The 13,936-nt window shown below is 56.9% G+C and carries 16 protein-coding genes, 1 tRNA gene and 1 other annotated feature; of the genes, 12 read left to right on the top strand and 5 right to left on the bottom strand.

The genetic code is table 11. The features are described from left to right. The first annotated feature begins 59 nt into the window (after positions 1-59). The 9 genes from rplS to LEPTO7104_RS37975 all read left to right on the top strand — a co-directional run bounded on the left by rplS (position 60) and on the right by LEPTO7104_RS37975 (position 4,696). Positions 60-425, top strand: a complete 366-nt coding sequence (gene rplS, locus LEPTO7104_RS0106300) for a 50S ribosomal protein L19 (protein ID WP_017297710.1) — start codon at positions 60-62, stop codon at positions 423-425. A gap of 43 nt (positions 426-468) precedes the next feature. Next, positions 469-541 (top strand) — tRNA-Trp (locus tag LEPTO7104_RS0106295). Positions 542-773: 232 nt separating this feature from the next. Continuing rightward, on the top strand, positions 774-998 hold the full coding sequence (gene secE / locus LEPTO7104_RS0106290) for a preprotein translocase subunit SecE (RefSeq protein ID WP_051158567.1): 225 nt from the start codon (positions 774-776) through the stop codon (positions 996-998). Beyond that, a complete protein-coding gene (gene nusG, locus LEPTO7104_RS32955; RefSeq protein ID WP_017297708.1) occupies positions 999-1,703 on the top strand; it encodes a transcription termination/antitermination protein NusG in 705 nt (234 codons plus the stop codon). It abuts the gene before it with no gap. Between the two features lie 3 nt (positions 1,704-1,706). Beyond that, positions 1,707-2,132, top strand: coding sequence for a 50S ribosomal protein L11 (gene rplK, locus LEPTO7104_RS0106280; RefSeq protein ID WP_017297707.1), 426 nt, complete (start codon positions 1,707-1,709; stop codon positions 2,130-2,132). Between the two features lie 84 nt (positions 2,133-2,216). Further along, positions 2,217-2,930 (top strand): 50S ribosomal protein L1, encoded by a 714-nt coding sequence (gene rplA, locus LEPTO7104_RS0106275; RefSeq protein ID WP_017297706.1) that lies wholly within the window; start codon positions 2,217-2,219, stop codon positions 2,928-2,930. A 66-nt stretch (positions 2,931-2,996) separates the two neighbouring features. After that, positions 2,997-3,155: a sequence feature (ribosomal protein L10 leader region), on the top strand. Positions 3,156-3,248: 93 nt separating this feature from the next. Further along, the gene (gene rplJ / locus LEPTO7104_RS0106270; RefSeq protein ID WP_017297705.1) at positions 3,249-3,809 is read left to right on the top strand and encodes a 50S ribosomal protein L10; all 561 of its coding nucleotides are present in this window, start codon (positions 3,249-3,251) and stop codon (positions 3,807-3,809) included. A gap of 61 nt (positions 3,810-3,870) precedes the next feature. Further along, the gene (gene rplL, locus LEPTO7104_RS0106265; RefSeq protein WP_017297704.1) at positions 3,871-4,278 is read left to right on the top strand and encodes a 50S ribosomal protein L7/L12; all 408 of its coding nucleotides are present in this window, start codon (positions 3,871-3,873) and stop codon (positions 4,276-4,278) included. 163 nt (positions 4,279-4,441) lie between these two features. Then, entirely contained in the window at positions 4,442-4,696 is a 255-nt protein-coding gene (locus LEPTO7104_RS37975) for a hypothetical protein (protein ID WP_040695305.1), read from the top strand. On the opposite strand, the gene LEPTO7104_RS0106255 is transcribed toward LEPTO7104_RS37975, so the two are convergent. Beyond that, the gene (locus LEPTO7104_RS0106255) at positions 4,659-5,993 is read right to left on the bottom strand and encodes a TrkH family potassium uptake protein (RefSeq protein WP_026072422.1); all 1,335 of its coding nucleotides are present in this window, start codon (positions 5,991-5,993) and stop codon (positions 4,659-4,661) included. The genes LEPTO7104_RS37975 and LEPTO7104_RS0106255 overlap by 38 nt on opposite strands. 129 nt (positions 5,994-6,122) lie before the next feature. Between LEPTO7104_RS0106255 and LEPTO7104_RS0106250 the strand changes: the two genes are divergently transcribed. Beyond that, positions 6,123-6,983: a methyltransferase domain-containing protein gene (locus LEPTO7104_RS0106250; RefSeq protein ID WP_017297702.1), complete on the top strand. Its 861-nt coding sequence runs from the start codon at positions 6,123-6,125 to the stop codon at positions 6,981-6,983. A 67-nt stretch (positions 6,984-7,050) separates the two neighbouring features. Here LEPTO7104_RS0106250 and LEPTO7104_RS32945 read toward each other — a convergent pair whose 3' ends face one another. Then, a complete protein-coding gene (locus LEPTO7104_RS32945; protein WP_017297701.1) occupies positions 7,051-8,385 on the bottom strand; it encodes a DUF3747 domain-containing protein in 1,335 nt (444 codons plus the stop codon). Positions 8,386-9,058: 673 nt separating this feature from the next. After that, entirely contained in the window at positions 9,059-11,089 is a 2,031-nt protein-coding gene (locus LEPTO7104_RS0106240; RefSeq protein WP_017297700.1) for a hypothetical protein, read from the bottom strand. A 178-nt stretch (positions 11,090-11,267) separates the two neighbouring features. Between LEPTO7104_RS0106240 and LEPTO7104_RS0106235 the strand changes: the two genes are divergently transcribed. Then, positions 11,268-11,450, top strand: coding sequence for a CsbD family protein (locus LEPTO7104_RS0106235; protein WP_026072421.1), 183 nt, complete (start codon positions 11,268-11,270; stop codon positions 11,448-11,450). A gap of 101 nt (positions 11,451-11,551) precedes the next feature. Here the strand turns inward: LEPTO7104_RS0106235 and LEPTO7104_RS0106230 are convergent, their stop codons facing one another. Together LEPTO7104_RS0106230 and LEPTO7104_RS0106225 are read right to left on the bottom strand one after the other, a co-directional pair. Beyond that, positions 11,552-11,908 (bottom strand): arsenate reductase family protein, encoded by a 357-nt coding sequence (locus LEPTO7104_RS0106230; protein WP_017297698.1) that lies wholly within the window; start codon positions 11,906-11,908, stop codon positions 11,552-11,554. A gap of 136 nt (positions 11,909-12,044) precedes the next feature. Next, on the bottom strand, positions 12,045-12,272 hold the full coding sequence (locus LEPTO7104_RS0106225) for a Calvin cycle protein CP12 (RefSeq protein ID WP_017297697.1): 228 nt from the start codon (positions 12,270-12,272) through the stop codon (positions 12,045-12,047). A gap of 383 nt (positions 12,273-12,655) precedes the next feature. Between LEPTO7104_RS0106225 and LEPTO7104_RS0106220 the strand changes: the two genes are divergently transcribed. After that, a complete protein-coding gene (locus LEPTO7104_RS0106220; RefSeq protein ID WP_225886933.1) occupies positions 12,656-13,921 on the top strand; it encodes an FIST signal transduction protein in 1,266 nt (421 codons plus the stop codon). Positions 13,922-13,936 lie beyond the last annotated feature (15 nt).

The raw sequence follows: 13,936 nt of genomic DNA, 5'->3' as shown, positions 1-13,936 counted from the left end.
GGCTATGACTTAACACCTCAATAGTCTATAATCATAGACCGTGCACATTTGCAGGCCCTATGAACGCAGAGGAAATCATCCGCTCGATTGAGGCGGAGCAGTTAAAAACCGATCTTCCCACCATCTACGTCGGCGACACCATCCGTGTCGGCGTGCGTATCCAAGAAGGCGGCAAAGAGCGGATTCAGCCCTATGAGGGCACCGTCATCGCCATGCGCAATGGCGGCATCAATCGCTCCATCACGGTGCGAAAGATTTTCCAAGGAGTAGGCGTTGAGCGGGTATTTCTGCTCCATGCCCCCAAGGTAGCCAGTATTACCGTGCTGCGTCGCGGTAAGGCTCGGCGGGCCAAGCTCTACTACCTGCGCGATCGGGTTGGTAAGGCCACCCGTCTGAAGCAGCGTTTTGATCGCCCAATCAACTAGAATTGAATAGAGCTGAGTTCTGGTGCCCAGCACCTGGCTCCATGCGTCCTTAGTTCAGTTGGTAGAACGCGGGTCTCCAAAACCCGATGTCGGGGGTTCGAGTCCTCCAGGGCGCGCTGAGGTGCGGCGGCGACAATTCTTACAGCTTCTGATTTTCTGTCCGCAGGGGCAGGCCAGGGGAGTGGGTATTGTCTCTGCCCTACACTCGATAACTAGGCCAGGGGTTTTAGTCACTTACAGTTGCTCTCCAACCTTAACCAGTTAAGAGTTACAGCTTCATTCTCTCCAGTCAGATAGTTCGGACAAGCGCCAACAGGAGCCAAGCCAGTGGGTAAGAAAGACGCCGCCATAGAGTCTAAGGGTAAGACCACAGACGCCCAGGTTGCTGATCAGGGCTTTAACGTGGGTACCTTTTTGCAGGGCACCAAGGAAGAGCTGGGCAAAGTGGTTTGGCCAAGTCGGCAGCAGCTTATCAGTGAGTCGGCCGCCGTTATTCTGATGGTTAGCCTTTCTGCAACCGTGATTTATCTTGTGGATCGGCTATTTGGGTGGATTTCGGGGCAGGTATTCTAAATGGCGCTTGAAGACTTCGATTACAACGATGCTCCCCTCGACGAACCCCTAGACAGCAATCTAGAGGCAGAGGGTCTAGAACCCGACGCTGGGTCCGGCGTCGACGACGGCAACGAGGGCGAAGCCGCTCGCTACTACCAGCGTAAAGCTCGGTGGTACGCCGTACAGGTGGCGTCTGGGTGTGAAAAGCGCGTCAAGCTCAACCTTGAGCAGCGGATTAACACTTTAGACGTGGTTAACCGTATTTTTCAGGTTGAGATTCCTCAAACTCCGGCCATCAAGCTCCGCAAGGATGGAACCCGTCAGAACATCGACGAAAAAGTCTTTCCTGGCTATGTTCTAGTTCGCATGTACATGGATGACGAAGCCTGGTCGGTGGTGAAAAATACCCCCCACGTGATCAACTTCGTGGGCGCCGAACAGCGTCGGGCTTACGGCCGAGGCCGGGGCCACGTCAAGCCCATGCCCCTCGGCATGAGCGAGGTCAAGCGTATTTTCAAGCGCACCGAAGAGCAAAAGCCTGTAATCAAGGTCGACATGGCTCCGGGGGACAAAATTACCGTGCTCTCGGGTCCCTTCAAAGACTTTGAGGGTGAGGTAGTAGAGGTCAGCCCCGAGCGCAGCAAGCTCAAGGCGCTGCTGTCCATTTTCGGACGCGACACTCCAGTGGAACTGGAATTCAATCAAGTGGAAAAAGAGAGTTAATTAATGGCTAAGAAAGTTGTTGCGTTGATTAAGTTGGCACTTCCTGCCGGAAAGGCCAACCCAGCTCCCCCCGTCGGCCCAGCCCTGGGTCAGCACGGGGTAAATATTATGGCGTTCTGCAAAGAGTATAACGCCCGCACCCAGGACAAAGTGGGCCTAGTGATACCGGTTGAGATTTCGGTCTTTGAAGACCGCAGCTTCACCTTTATCCTCAAGACCCCTCCTGCCTCTGTGCTGATTAAGAAAGCTGCGGGCATTGAGCGCGGCTCAGGCGAGCCCCGCACCAAAAAAGTTGGTTCTATTACCCGAGCCCAGCTTAAAGAAATTGCCGAAACCAAGATGCCCGACCTCAACGCCAACGACATTGAGGCCGCGATGAATATTGTCGAGGGTACTGCCCGCAATATGGGTGTCACCGTCGGCGACTAGGCCTAAAGGCTTGTTTTCAACCAGCGTTTAACTGTTCACATTACGGGGGAGAGGCGCGGCTTCGTTTGACCCCAAGGAGATCTCATGGCTAAAGTATCCAAGCGCCTGCGCGATGCCCAGGCTAAAGTAGAAGACCGGCTTTATGAGCCTCTGGAAGCTCTAGAGCTGCTCAAAGAGACGGCCACTGCCAAGTTTATAGAATCGGCTGAGGCCCACATTCGGCTGGGTATTGACCCCAAATACACCGACCAGCAGCTGCGAACCACGGTTATTTTGCCCAAGGGCACCGGGCAAACCATTCGAGTGGCCGTCATTGCCAAGGGCGAGAAGGTGGCGGAGGCTACGGCTGCCGGGGCTGACCTGGTGGGTTCTGAAGAACTCATCGACGAAATTCAAAAGGGCATGATGGACTTTGACGTTTTGATTGCCACCCCCGACGTTATGCCCCAGGTGGCCAAACTTGGTCGTCAGCTTGGCCCCCGTGGTCTAATGCCGTCTCCCAAGGGTGGTACCGTCACCTTCGATCTGCCCCAGGCGATCGCCGAGTTTAAAGCGGGTAAGCTGGAGTTCCGGGCCGACAAAACGGGTATTGTCCATGTTATGTTTGGCAAGGTAGATTTTAGCGCTGAGGATCTGCTGGTCAATCTCAAAGCTTTGCAGGAGTGTGTTGATCGCAACCGCCCTTCCGGTGCGAAGGGTCGCTACTGGCGCACTGTGACGATTACCTCTACCATGGGGCCTGCCATTCATCTAGATGTCAACGCCCTGCGCGACTTCAAAATGGCAGATGCCGCCTGAGCCCTCGGGCAGGTAGAGCAAGTTTTACCCTTACCATCCAGGAGACAGCCGTTCTGAAGTAATTCCTTACAACTGCATAGACGACCGTAGATAGCAGGTGCCAGTTAGGCGCTGCATAAATCCTGCCGAGGTTGACTTAAATGACTCAAGTGCTTTTGCCACAGGCTAAGCACAGGCAGTTGTTGGTCTACCCCGGCATGGTTGTCGGGGTTTATTTTTGGCCGTTTACACTGGCTACCGTGGCCAATGAAGACAGGCTGAGTCCTGGATCGGGTAATTGAGTTTCCCTATCCCCAACTAAAAGGAGGTGAGATCGATATGGGGAGAACCCTAGCGAATAAAAAAGAGCTGGTAGCCGAAATTCAGGCGCTGCTCGACGATGCTCAACTGGCCTTTGTGATTGATTACAAAGGTCTAACGGTGGCTGAGATTAGCAACCTGCGCAATCGGCTGCGGCCCAAGGGCGCGGTGTGCAAAATTGCCAAAAACACGCTGATGCGTATTGCCGTTGACGGTAACGAAAGCTGGCAGCCCATCACCGAGTTTCTCAAAGATTCTTCAGCCTTTGTGCTGGTTAAAGAAGACTTTGGCGGAGCCATTAAGGAATACCAAGCCTTCCAAAAAGACACCAAGAAAACCACCCTCCGGGGTGGGGTGATGGAAGGTCAGGCCCTGAGCGAAGACCAGATTAAGGCCATTACCGAACTGCCCACCAAAGAGGAGCTTATGGCTCGCCTGGCGGGGGCGATCAAGGCAATGCCAACTCGGATTGCCGTGGGCGTCAATGCTGTACCGACCCAGCTGGCTGTGGGCGTTAAAGAGGTGCCTGCGTCCCTGGCTCGTGCCATCAAGGCGGTCTCCGAGAAAGACGCGGCCTAGGTCCGTCTGCGACGATTTTGTTTACGTTGATTGTTTTTTTACCAGGAGTTAACCGGTAACTATGTCTGCTAAAACCGATGAAATTCTCGAACAGCTTAAGTCTCTGTCTCTGCTTGAAGCCTCTGAGCTAGTCAAGCAAATTGAAGAGGCCTTTGGGGTTGACGCCTCTGCTTCCGCTGGCGGCGGCATGATGATGATGGCCCCCGGTATGATGGGCGGCGCTGGTGCTGCTGCGGCTGAGCCCGAAGAGGAAAAGACCGAGTTCGACGTTGTGCTTGAAGAAGTGCCCGCCGATAAGAAAATCGCTATTCTCAAAGTGGTGCGCGGCCTGACCGGGCTGGGGCTGAAGGAAGCCAAGGAGATGGTGGAAGCCGCTCCTAAAGCTATCAAGGAAGCCGTTACCAAGGAAGATGCTGAAGACGCCAAGAAGCAGCTTGAGGAAGCTGGCGGCAAAGTCAGCGTGAAGTAGTTTGGCGCTCTTGCGCTAGATTTAGCCTAAAAAGCCTCTGTAGTTTACAGGGGCTTTTTTTTAGGAGAGTATTCTCTACCTTCTCAGGGCATTATTTCCCTTGCGGCTGCGTTTGGAGTCGGTATGATTGAGGTAGACAGTAGGTTTGTAGAGGAGAAGAACCGTGGCACAGCACCTGAAGCGGTGGGAGTCGCCCCGCAGGTCGGGCCGCAACCACAAGGGTCGAGGCGGTAGCGCCCGCCAGCGGCAGCTACAGAAGCGACAGCAGACTCTGCGCAAACGCCTCAGCGGGCGATCGCAGCAGGAGCAGCAAGATCGACAAAAAGGGGAGCCAATTGGCTCCCCTTTTTGCTGGGCGTCAGGTCTAGAGCAGCATTCCTTTAGCCAATCAGCAGTTCTTCTTCAGGGAATTGAATAGCCGAAGGCTTGGGATCACCCAGGAGAGCCGCCATAAACAACAGCACCCCGACCCGGCCCAGGTACATGGTGAAAATAATCACGTATTTTCCCAGGTTAGAGAGTTCGGCGGTAATGCCGGTGGAAAGCCCTACCGTAGCAAAGGCTGAAACCGACTCAAACAGAATGGTAATAAAGCTCAGATTTGGGTTGCTAATAGCCAGCAGAGCGGTGGCGCTGACCACCGCTAGCCCCGAACCCACCACCACTGCGATCGCTTTTAGCACCCGGCTCGTCGGAATTTGCCGCCGAAAACAGAGCACCTGTTCTTGCCCCTGAAGGGCCATGCGGGTGCAGGCAATTAAAATGCGGATGGTGGTGGTTTTGATGCCACCGCCAGTGCTGCCGGGGCTGGCGCCAATAAACATCAGGGCAATCATAATAAACAGCGAAGCGTTGCCCATCGCCCCAATGTCAATAGTGTTGAACCCGGCTGTGCGGGCAATGACCGACTGAAACCAGGCGATCAGAAGCTTATTGTGGGGGATTTCTGGGCCCAGAGTGGCTGGGTTCTGATACTCGGTGACAAAAAAGGCCGCAGTTCCTAAAATTAGCAGCACCACCGTGGTGCTGGTGACCACTTTAAAGTTGAGAGAAAACAGGCCCCGGCAGCGATTGCCCTGAATTCGGTTGCGCAGCCAAGTTAGCAATTCCATAATTACCTGGTAGCCAATGCCGCCGATGATCACCAGGGCGGTAATTACCGCATTTACCCAGGGGTTAAGGGCATAGCCGACGATGCTGTCTTCAAATAAACTAAAGCCCGCGTTATTAAATGCACTGACGCTGTGAAAGATTGACAGCCAGAGGCCATAGCCCGCCCCATAATCCTGGTTAAACACCGGGTAGAGACAAAACAGCCCGGTCAGCTCGAACACAAGCGTCATGGCAATGATAGAAAGAATCAGCGATTTCCCTCCGGCTAGGGCCGCGCTGTCCATCGACTGCTGAATGGCCAATCGCTCTCGCAGCCCGAGCCGTCGCCCCAGCAGCAGCACTAAAAAGGTGTTGGCGGTCATATAGCCCAGCCCTCCTACCTGAATGAGGGCCAGAATGACCCCTTCCCCAAAGGTTGAGAAATAGGTGCCGGTATCCACCACAATGAGCCCGGTCACACAGACGGCGGAGGTGGCCGTAAACAAAGCTACCAGCGGATCGCCCCAGCCTTTGTCGGTGGTGGATATGGGCAGCACCAGCAGCAGCGTGCCAATGGTAATCAATACCAGAAAACCAAGGCATATGGTACGCGGAACCGTCATCTGCATAGGCTGAGCATTCCGCGAAGTACGGAGTATAGAGGCAACCCTATATTTCCACGAGTTGACGCTCTCGGCCAATATAGCGGAAGATTTAACCCGTTAAGCCCCCCTACTTAGGCCCCGACTGCCATGGCCAATGCGCTGTACAAAAAAATTCAGACTTTTTATGATGATTCGTCGGGACTCTGGGAGCAGATCTGGGGTGAGCACATGCACCACGGCTACTATGGGCCCGATGGCCGCCAGCGTAAGAATCGCCGTCAGGCTCAAATTGACTTGATTGACGAATGTCTGACCTGGGCAGGCATTACTGAGGCCACGGACATTTTGGACTGTGGCTGCGGCATTGGCGGCAGCGCCCTGGAACTGGCTACCCGATTCAGCGCTCGGGTGACCGGCATTACCCTCAGCCCGGTGCAGGCCAGGCGGGCTACCGAGCGAGCTGCGGCAGCCAATTTGACAGGGGATGTAGCCCCTTGCGCCCGCTTTGAGGTGGCCGATGCTTTGCAGACCCCCTTTGCAGACCAAAGCTTTGACCTGGTGTGGTCGATGGAAAGCGGCGAGCACATGCCCGACAAGGTGGCGTTTTTGCAGGAGTGCTACCGGGTGCTAAAGCCCGGAGGCAGGTTGCTGATGGCCACCTGGTGCCACCGCCCTATCGATTCGCTGGCGGGGCCGTTGACCTGGCTTGAGCAGCAGCAGCTCAGCTGGATTTACCAGGTCTATGGGCTACCCTACGTAGTTGCCCTACCCGACTATGAGGCGATCGCGACCAGCTGTGGCTTTAGCCACCTCCGCAGCGCCGACTGGTCCCTGGCGGTTGCCCCCTTTTGGGATGAGGTGATTGCCTCAGCCCTCAGCCCTGAGGGGCTAGCAGGACTGGTTAAAGCCGGTCCTGGTACGCTTCAGGGAGCCTTGGCCCTGGCCCCCATGCGCCAGGGGCTGGAGAGCGGGCTGATTCGCTATGGGCTGCTGTGCGCCGTGCGCTAGGGGCAACAAAAAAGGAGGGTCCAGGTGAACCCTCCAAGATGATTAAAACTGATGGACTAGCTACACCCTATTGGGGGCGAGCAGCCGGACAGTCAATTGCCCGCACGGCTACAGCGGCGGTGTAGTCCCGTAGCGCGTTGGTGTTAGGGGCGAAGTTAGTCCCGGTTTCGTTGAGCGGAGTGGCGATCGCGCAGTAGGCCGCCATCTGCTTGATCGTAGCTTCACCCCAGTGCCCGCTAATATCGGTGAAGGTCGGAGGATTGCTGATGTTGGGGATCAGCCCGCCCGTGACGGTATCTCGCCCAGGCACAGGCGACGTGCTGGTGCTGTCGCCCGAGCCGGCATCAGCTCGAACCAGGGCCAGCTTATAGGCCATAGCCATCAGCTCGGCCCGCGAGACATTGTCCGTAGGACGGAATTTACCCGTGCCCAGGTCGCCGGTTACAATACCGAGCTGCTTGGCCTGCTGAATTTTGACCGCACTCCAGCGATTGGCTGCCACATCGGAGAAGGGAGCGCTATAGACCGACTGGGGTAAGTTTGAAAGCGTAGATGTGGGCAGCACCTTCTTGGCGGTTTCCATAATCACCGAAACCGCCTGCTCGCGGGTGAGCGGAGCCGTAGGTCTAAAAGTGCCGTCCTCGGGGAAACCAGAAATCACGCCCAGACTGGCCGCGCGGGTAATGTCAGCGGCGTAGCGGTTGCCACGAATATCGTTAAAGGCCAGGGCCGGTGGTGTCACCGGCGGAGTTGTCGGAGGAGTGCCGCCGCCCGTTTCACCGCCCTGCAGCTGAGCCAGGGTCAGATCATTGGTGAAATACACCAGGTTCGAGCTGACGATCGCCCCGTTGAAGGTGCGCTTGGTCAACGACCAGCCAGGGTTGAGATCGAGCTGGGTAAAGCCAGTGGGGCTGATGCCGTTGGCGCGGCCAATGGTAATGCGATCGCGAGAAATCGTGCTGGGGGCAAACTGCAGCAGCAGATCGCCATCCTTTTGGTTGACCTCAAACCGAGCACCCGACAAATCCTGGCCCGCCAGTCGGATCGCATAGCCGTTAGTATCACGCTGTAGGCGGCAGACACCGGTAAAGTCAAACGTATTCCACAGCGCGTTAACCTGGGTAGGCTCGCCGCCAGGGTTAGCAATAGTCCAGCAGGGAGGATTGGGCTGAAGCTGCTCTACAATATAGAGCCGATAGGGCTGAGAAGTGGTACCCGGCACCGCTACCACCAGAAAGTTGGCCTCGTTGATCGCAACATTGCCAAAGGTTTGCGCCAGTAATGTACCTGTCTCGCGCCCCATGGGCTGAATTGAGGTATGGCTATCGGCAACGGCCTGCCCCGCTCCACCGAGCACGCCAAGGGTAGCTGCGGTCAGTGCAGCCGCTTTAAGCTTCGACATAGGATTCATTGTCACCCGTCCTAGATAGCGTTTGTGATGTGGGGATGTTTTTTCTACCTTAAGCCCTGGTCAGCGAGGGCAAGCTCTAGCCTTAACCACTTACCAGACTGTCTGATAATCAGTCTTTGAATAACCATCGCGCCAAGGCAACGACCGGACTTTCAACATCTGGATCAGATTCTATCGGCCAGAAAGACAATAGGTCTGATCAACCTAGAAAAGCCGCAATCATTGTAGGGGCATCCTTGGTATACACCTCTACTTTTTCTACGATTTGCTTAGGATTCGTTGCAAAACCTCATAGTTTCAGGCCCCTTCCGCCTGGATACATTGTTTATAGCCATCGTTCAGATTGATTAAAATATTCCGCATGGTCCGCCGGAGCCATGCTCTCCACCCGCGCGCCGCCCAGCAGTCGCCATGGACGGTACTGCATGCCCAAGGCGACTGTCACCCTGGCAGAAAACCGTCCTGCTCTCTCAGAAGCGGGATGGTCAGAAGCGCGATGGTCAACAATCCTAAACTCTGCCGCAGTTTGCTAGGGGCTGTCATCAATTAGTTGCTGATGGGCCAACAATTAACGGTTACAGCCCCTAGCCTGTTTTTGGAGTCGGGCGTGATAAGGCTGGTGGAATCAGGATTTTAGCCAGAATTGATGACGCGCCCTAGCGCCCTAGAGCTGAAACTCATCTAACCCTGGCGAGGGCAACCCGGCAGGGGTAATCGCGCGGCTCACCGATGCCTTATAGCTCTCTTGCTGAGTCAGCATATCCACAGATATGGCCTCAAACCAGGCCTCTAAACAGCCCAGGGGCACCGTCAGCTGTAGGGTGCCTTCCATCTGGCCCTGCCCATTGGGCAGCAAATTCATAACCTGGCGAGGTTCGTCGGCCAGACTGCGCGTTTGGGGATCGGTAATCCAGACCTTGATGTACAGCCGATTGGGATGAAACGGCACCCGCAGCGTGATCAAAACGGGTTCCCCAGCAATCAGGTCACCCTCGGGCAGCATCAGGCTGGGCATAGGCGGAGTAATTGCCTCGGCAGCGACCTCGGCACCAGGATCAGGCATCTCTGGCAGGGGCGTGGTGGCTTTAAGGGTTGGGTCTTCATCCTCATAGATAACCACCTCCCCGGCAAAGGGAACCCACTCAGGCGGCGCCTCGGCAGGGTCGTCTAAGACGGCCTGATCGGCCTCGGCCAGCTCATCGGCTCGATTTTCCAGGGCCTCCTGCCGAAGATTGACCGCTAGCTCATTCAGCCTGGCCCAAAAGCGGTCTTGCAGCTTTAAGTCTTTAAAGCCCATGGCTTCGTGGGAAATGAGCTGTGGCTCTCTAGCGTTTGGCCTGCTGCTTGGAGTAGGGGGTTGCCCCCTGAGCGCGGCGATCGGGTCGGGGGGCGGGGCGGGAGACGAAATGGGCGGCAGGCTCAGTCCTGCCCCCGCGCTAGGGCCAGGCGCAGCAGGGGGTTTCTTCCCGGTTGGCTCTGGCTCTGGCTGAGGAGAGAAAGTGGCTGAGGATGAGGAATTGGGTCGCCCCACGGGGGGCAGGGTAGGCTGGTGGGCCGCCGCCTCATGGGGAGATGGATAGTAAATCTTAGGCGGCAGGGCAGGGCTGCTGCGAGGCAGGGTCAAAATGGGCATCTCTCGCGGCGGTGCGGCGCGACCGGCAAGATCCCAGGTCTTGAGATCTAGGTCTGGCGGTGGCGCCGCAGGGGCAGCTTCTGCCGTATCGCTGGGAAAAACGACGTCTAGATTGTTGTCGGCTTCGGCCTGGTTGGCGATCGCATCGAACAGTGAGGCCACATCTACCGTTACCGTAAACCGCTGCACAGCCACGACCTCAGCCTCAGCCAGCAGCCCCACTTCCCCCAGCAGCAGGCGGGTTGCAAGCCCCGGAGGTATGACTACAGCCAGAGGGATAGAACCGGTCAGCGTAGCCACCGGCACCGACACCAGGGCCACGGTAGCAGCCGTTTGGGGATCGGACAGCCGCACCACCAGAGTAAGAGGCGTCTGGGCTTCTTCCCCAGCGCGGACCATGGCGGAGAAGGTCAGACGCTCGCCTTCACTGCCCAGCAGCGCGGTATGGGACAGGGCCAGCTCGTAGGGGGAGGACTCCGGGGCTAAATCGGTCGCCAGACCCGCCGCCAGCTGAGCCTGAAAGGCGTCCATGGCCGCTGCGGCCACCGGCAGATCGATGGCCGCCACGGGCGGTATCGACCTGGTATCCCAGCTCTCTGATTGGAGGGGAGAAGCGGCGATCGCCCCCGTGCCCTCGCGGCCATCGTCGGCAAACCAGTCGCCGTCATCAGCTGAATCCTGGGCCACCACCCGCAGCTGCACCGCATAGCCCCAGGGCTGGGGAGTGGACTCTGGCACGCTGGCCCGATCGGTATTCCCGTCGCTGGCGCATTGAATATCCCAGGTACCCTCTCTCAACCGGGTAAACGGCATGACGACCATCAGTCCGTTGTTGTTAGTCTGGCCCCGGCGGCGCAGGGTGCGCCGCTTCGGACCAACTCGCTGGCCATCTCTCTGCTCATTGAGCAGCACCTGGCTGATCTGAATGCGCACAGGAGTATTGGTTTGACTGGTGTGGGCCATCACTCGGTAGCGGCCCTCTAAAATTTCTACCTGGGACGCATCTAGAGGCAACCAGCTTTGGTCGCCCTCCTTTTGCAGCAGAAATTCCCAATACTCCATAGTTCCAGCCCTGAATTCACGTTCCGTTTCTAGCCAAGCTGCCCATGATGCTTCAGGATACTCCAATGCCTACATTTTGGTAGAGACCCCTTCTACCTCTCTATAGAGGAAGCTGCCCGGCCCCAGATCTAAACTGTGGAGATAAGCTCATTCTCAGGATCTCAGGAGATGAATGACCATGTCTATTGAAGATCGTGCTAAGGCAGCTGCCAAAGATGTCGAAGGCAAATTGCAAGAGGCTGGTGGCAAGCTAACTGGCAACCACGAAGCCCAGATCAAAGGCAAGGCTAAGCAGGCCGAGGCCGATGTGCGCAACACCGTTGAAGACGCCAAAGACAAGACCAAGCGTGCCATTGACTAAGGGCTTTAATTCCACCGCTCAAGATCCCTAATCTCTATCAATTAGGTTCCGGTTCTCTATTAGAATCGGAACTTTTTTTTCGCCTTATATCCACCACTCATCTACTCTCCAAGAATTTCCAGTAAGGTTGCCTCTGGCGCCCGAAACCCCACCAGCACAGCCTGACCATCTCTGACAAACAGAGGGCGCTTTAGCAGCATGGCATCTCGACTAAAAGCGCTGACCCATTCGGAGTCACCCCAGGTTTGCTTTTCATCGCCCAGGGCGCGATAGGACTGCCCGGAGGTATTGCGCATGGCCTTGCTGCCCAGGATTTTGACCCAGGCGGCAACCATGGCCTCAGCCGGGGGAAAGGCTTTGGTGTCAATAAATTCGTAGGCAATAGCACGGCTGTCGAGCCACTGCATTGCCTTTTTACAGGTGCCACAGGTGGGGATACCGTAGACCGTTAGGGCCATAGCTCGCGTAAAGAAAGTAAAGAATAACTAGATTTCTCAGGCCCAAAATTTCTAAGCCTAAAAATGCTAGAAACGTCCCGGCGGCCAGGACGTTTCTTCACAATGTCTTAAGCTATCGTCGAGAAACTGACCTGACCTAGTTGTCGTACACTCGGCACTCGTCAGCCTCAGGGTTGCTGTCGCAGTAGGCTTCTAGGGAGGTTTTGCCCGTCCCTTTCACGCGCTGGTGAGAGGCTTCAGCCTGAAGCTCTTCGACCGCATCCCAAGCGGCAGCGCACTCCTGGGAGCTGCCACCAGAGACGTCGCAGGCGGCCCGGGCACCTTCAATTTCTTTTTCGATGCGCTCTTTAATGTTGTCGCTCATTTGCTTCCTTTACCGTATGTAAACAACTACCATGGGGGACTGCCGCCTGGTTGCGAAAGGGGGACAAATCCACGAATTGTGGGGCAATATCCCGACCTCAGGCCTAGTATACTTCACTGTTTCAGACGGGCTGGCGATGGAAGCTCTACCCCAGCGGGGCAGATTACTCCCTTGACAGAAAAAACGCCGCCCTGGCATTGCCCACCGATGGTCTCGCCGGGATCAGCCCAGTAGAAGTACCTATTGCCATTTTACACATCCCCGATTGGAGTGGGGGTGCCTGCTGAACATTGTTTGGCGGGGCCGGTCTACTTGGGCGATGGCTGCTGAGGTAATGAGCATTCCGATCTAGACTGGAACCACTAGAGGAGGGGGCGTACCCGATGACCGACATTCCTCAGCCACACCATCTGCCCCTTGAGCACTTGCCCATGGAGTGGGCCAACGCTCTATCCACCTGCCCGTCTTTGGAGGGCGCAGTGAAAGAGGTGGTAGAGCAGCTCAAGGGGCGTTTAACAACGGCCCCTGACCTGGGATTGGTGTTTATTTCGTCATCGTTTACCAGTGAGTTTGCGCGGTTGCTGCCGCTGCTGCAAGACCTCATGCCTGTCCCCGTTCTGGTGGGGTGCAGCGGCGGCGGCATTGTTGGCACCGCTGCCGATGGACAGCCCCAGGAGCTAGAGGATACCCCGGCCCTGAGCCTGACGGTGGCGAGGCTGCCGGGCGTTTCGGTGCAGAGTTTTCACCTGTCGAGCGACGATCTGCCCGATCTCGACAGCCCGCCGGATGCCTGGTCTGAACTGATTGAGGTGGACCCGGAGCAAAATCCCCAGTTTATTCTGATGGCTGATCCGTTTTCGTCTAGCATTGGCGACCTGCTTCAGGGACTAGATTTTGCCTACCCCAGCGGGGTGAAAATCGGCGGGCTGGCCAGCATAGACGGGTTTAACCGCCAAAGCGGGCTGTTTTGCGATCGCGCCCTGTATACCGAAGGGGTCGTCGGCGTCGCCCTTTCGGGGCCGCTGGTGCTGGATACGATTGTGGCCCAGGGATGCCGCCCGATTGGCCCGGTCTACCGGGTCGACAAGGCCGAGCGCAATATTTTGCTGACCCTGGGCACCGCCGACGGCGACAGCGCGGTTCACCCGCCCCTGGAGCTGCTGCAAGAACTCTTTGAAACGCTGCCCGAAGACGATCGCAAGCTGGCCCAAAGTTCGCTGTTTATTGGCGTGGCCCAGGACAGCTTTAAGCTCACCCTGGACCAGGGCGATTTCTTGATTCGCACGCTGCTGGGGGTGGACCCAAAAATGGGCGCGATCGCCGTGGGCGATCGGCTCCGCCCCGGCCAGCGGGTGCAGTTTCACCTGCGCGATGCCCACACCTCAGCGATCGATTTAGAAAATCTGCTGAAGCGCTACCAGCACCAGACCCCTGCCCCAACCGCTCCATCGGGGGCGCTGATGTTTGCCTGTGCAGGACGCGGCGAAGGGCTATACGCACAGGCCAATTTCGACTCCAGCCTCTTTGCCCAGTACCTGCCGGGGCTGCCCCTGGGAGGCTTTTTCTGCGGCGGCGAGATTGGCCCGGTGGGGCAGACGACCTTTCTGCACGGGTTTACCTCGGTTTTTGGCATCTGCCGTCGGCCGTAGCGGGGGAGATGGGGA

This window comes from Nodosilinea nodulosa PCC 7104 (assembly GCF_000309385.1).
GTDB classification, from domain to species: Bacteria; Cyanobacteriota; Cyanobacteriia; order Phormidesmidales; family Phormidesmidaceae; genus Nodosilinea; species Nodosilinea nodulosa.
Note: the sequence above shows the minus strand (reverse complement) of the source record. Positions and strands in the feature narration are given on the sequence as shown.

What these genes read in the sequence shown, in the direction of transcription:
- rplL (WP_017297704.1), top strand. Translation starts at nt 3,871, where the DNA reads ATGTCTGCTAAAACCGATGAAATTCTCGAACAGCTTAAGTCTCTGTCT.
- LEPTO7104_RS0106250 (WP_017297702.1), top strand. Translation starts at nt 6,123, where the DNA reads ATGGCCAATGCGCTGTACAAAAAAATTCAGACTTTTTATGATGATTCG.
- LEPTO7104_RS0106240 (WP_017297700.1), bottom strand. Translation starts at nt 11,089, where the DNA reads ATGGAGTATTGGGAATTTCTGCTGCAAAAGGAGGGCGACCAAAGCTGG.
- LEPTO7104_RS0106230 (WP_017297698.1), bottom strand. Translation starts at nt 11,908, where the DNA reads ATGGCCCTAACGGTCTACGGTATCCCCACCTGTGGCACCTGTAAAAAG.
- nusG (WP_017297708.1), top strand. Translation starts at nt 999, where the DNA reads ATGGCGCTTGAAGACTTCGATTACAACGATGCTCCCCTCGACGAACCC.
- rplJ (WP_017297705.1), top strand. Translation starts at nt 3,249, where the DNA reads ATGGGGAGAACCCTAGCGAATAAAAAAGAGCTGGTAGCCGAAATTCAG.
- LEPTO7104_RS0106225 (WP_017297697.1), bottom strand. Translation starts at nt 12,272, where the DNA reads ATGAGCGACAACATTAAAGAGCGCATCGAAAAAGAAATTGAAGGTGCC.
- rplK (WP_017297707.1), top strand. Translation starts at nt 1,707, where the DNA reads ATGGCTAAGAAAGTTGTTGCGTTGATTAAGTTGGCACTTCCTGCCGGA.
- rplS (WP_017297710.1), top strand. Translation starts at nt 60, where the DNA reads ATGAACGCAGAGGAAATCATCCGCTCGATTGAGGCGGAGCAGTTAAAA.
- LEPTO7104_RS32945 (WP_017297701.1), bottom strand. Translation starts at nt 8,385, where the DNA reads ATGTCGAAGCTTAAAGCGGCTGCACTGACCGCAGCTACCCTTGGCGTG.
- rplA (WP_017297706.1), top strand. Translation starts at nt 2,217, where the DNA reads ATGGCTAAAGTATCCAAGCGCCTGCGCGATGCCCAGGCTAAAGTAGAA.
- LEPTO7104_RS0106220 (WP_225886933.1), top strand. Translation starts at nt 12,656, where the DNA reads ATGACCGACATTCCTCAGCCACACCATCTGCCCCTTGAGCACTTGCCC.
- LEPTO7104_RS0106255 (WP_026072422.1), bottom strand. Translation starts at nt 5,993, where the DNA reads ATGACGGTTCCGCGTACCATATGCCTTGGTTTTCTGGTATTGATTACC.
- LEPTO7104_RS0106235 (WP_026072421.1), top strand. Translation starts at nt 11,268, where the DNA reads ATGTCTATTGAAGATCGTGCTAAGGCAGCTGCCAAAGATGTCGAAGGC.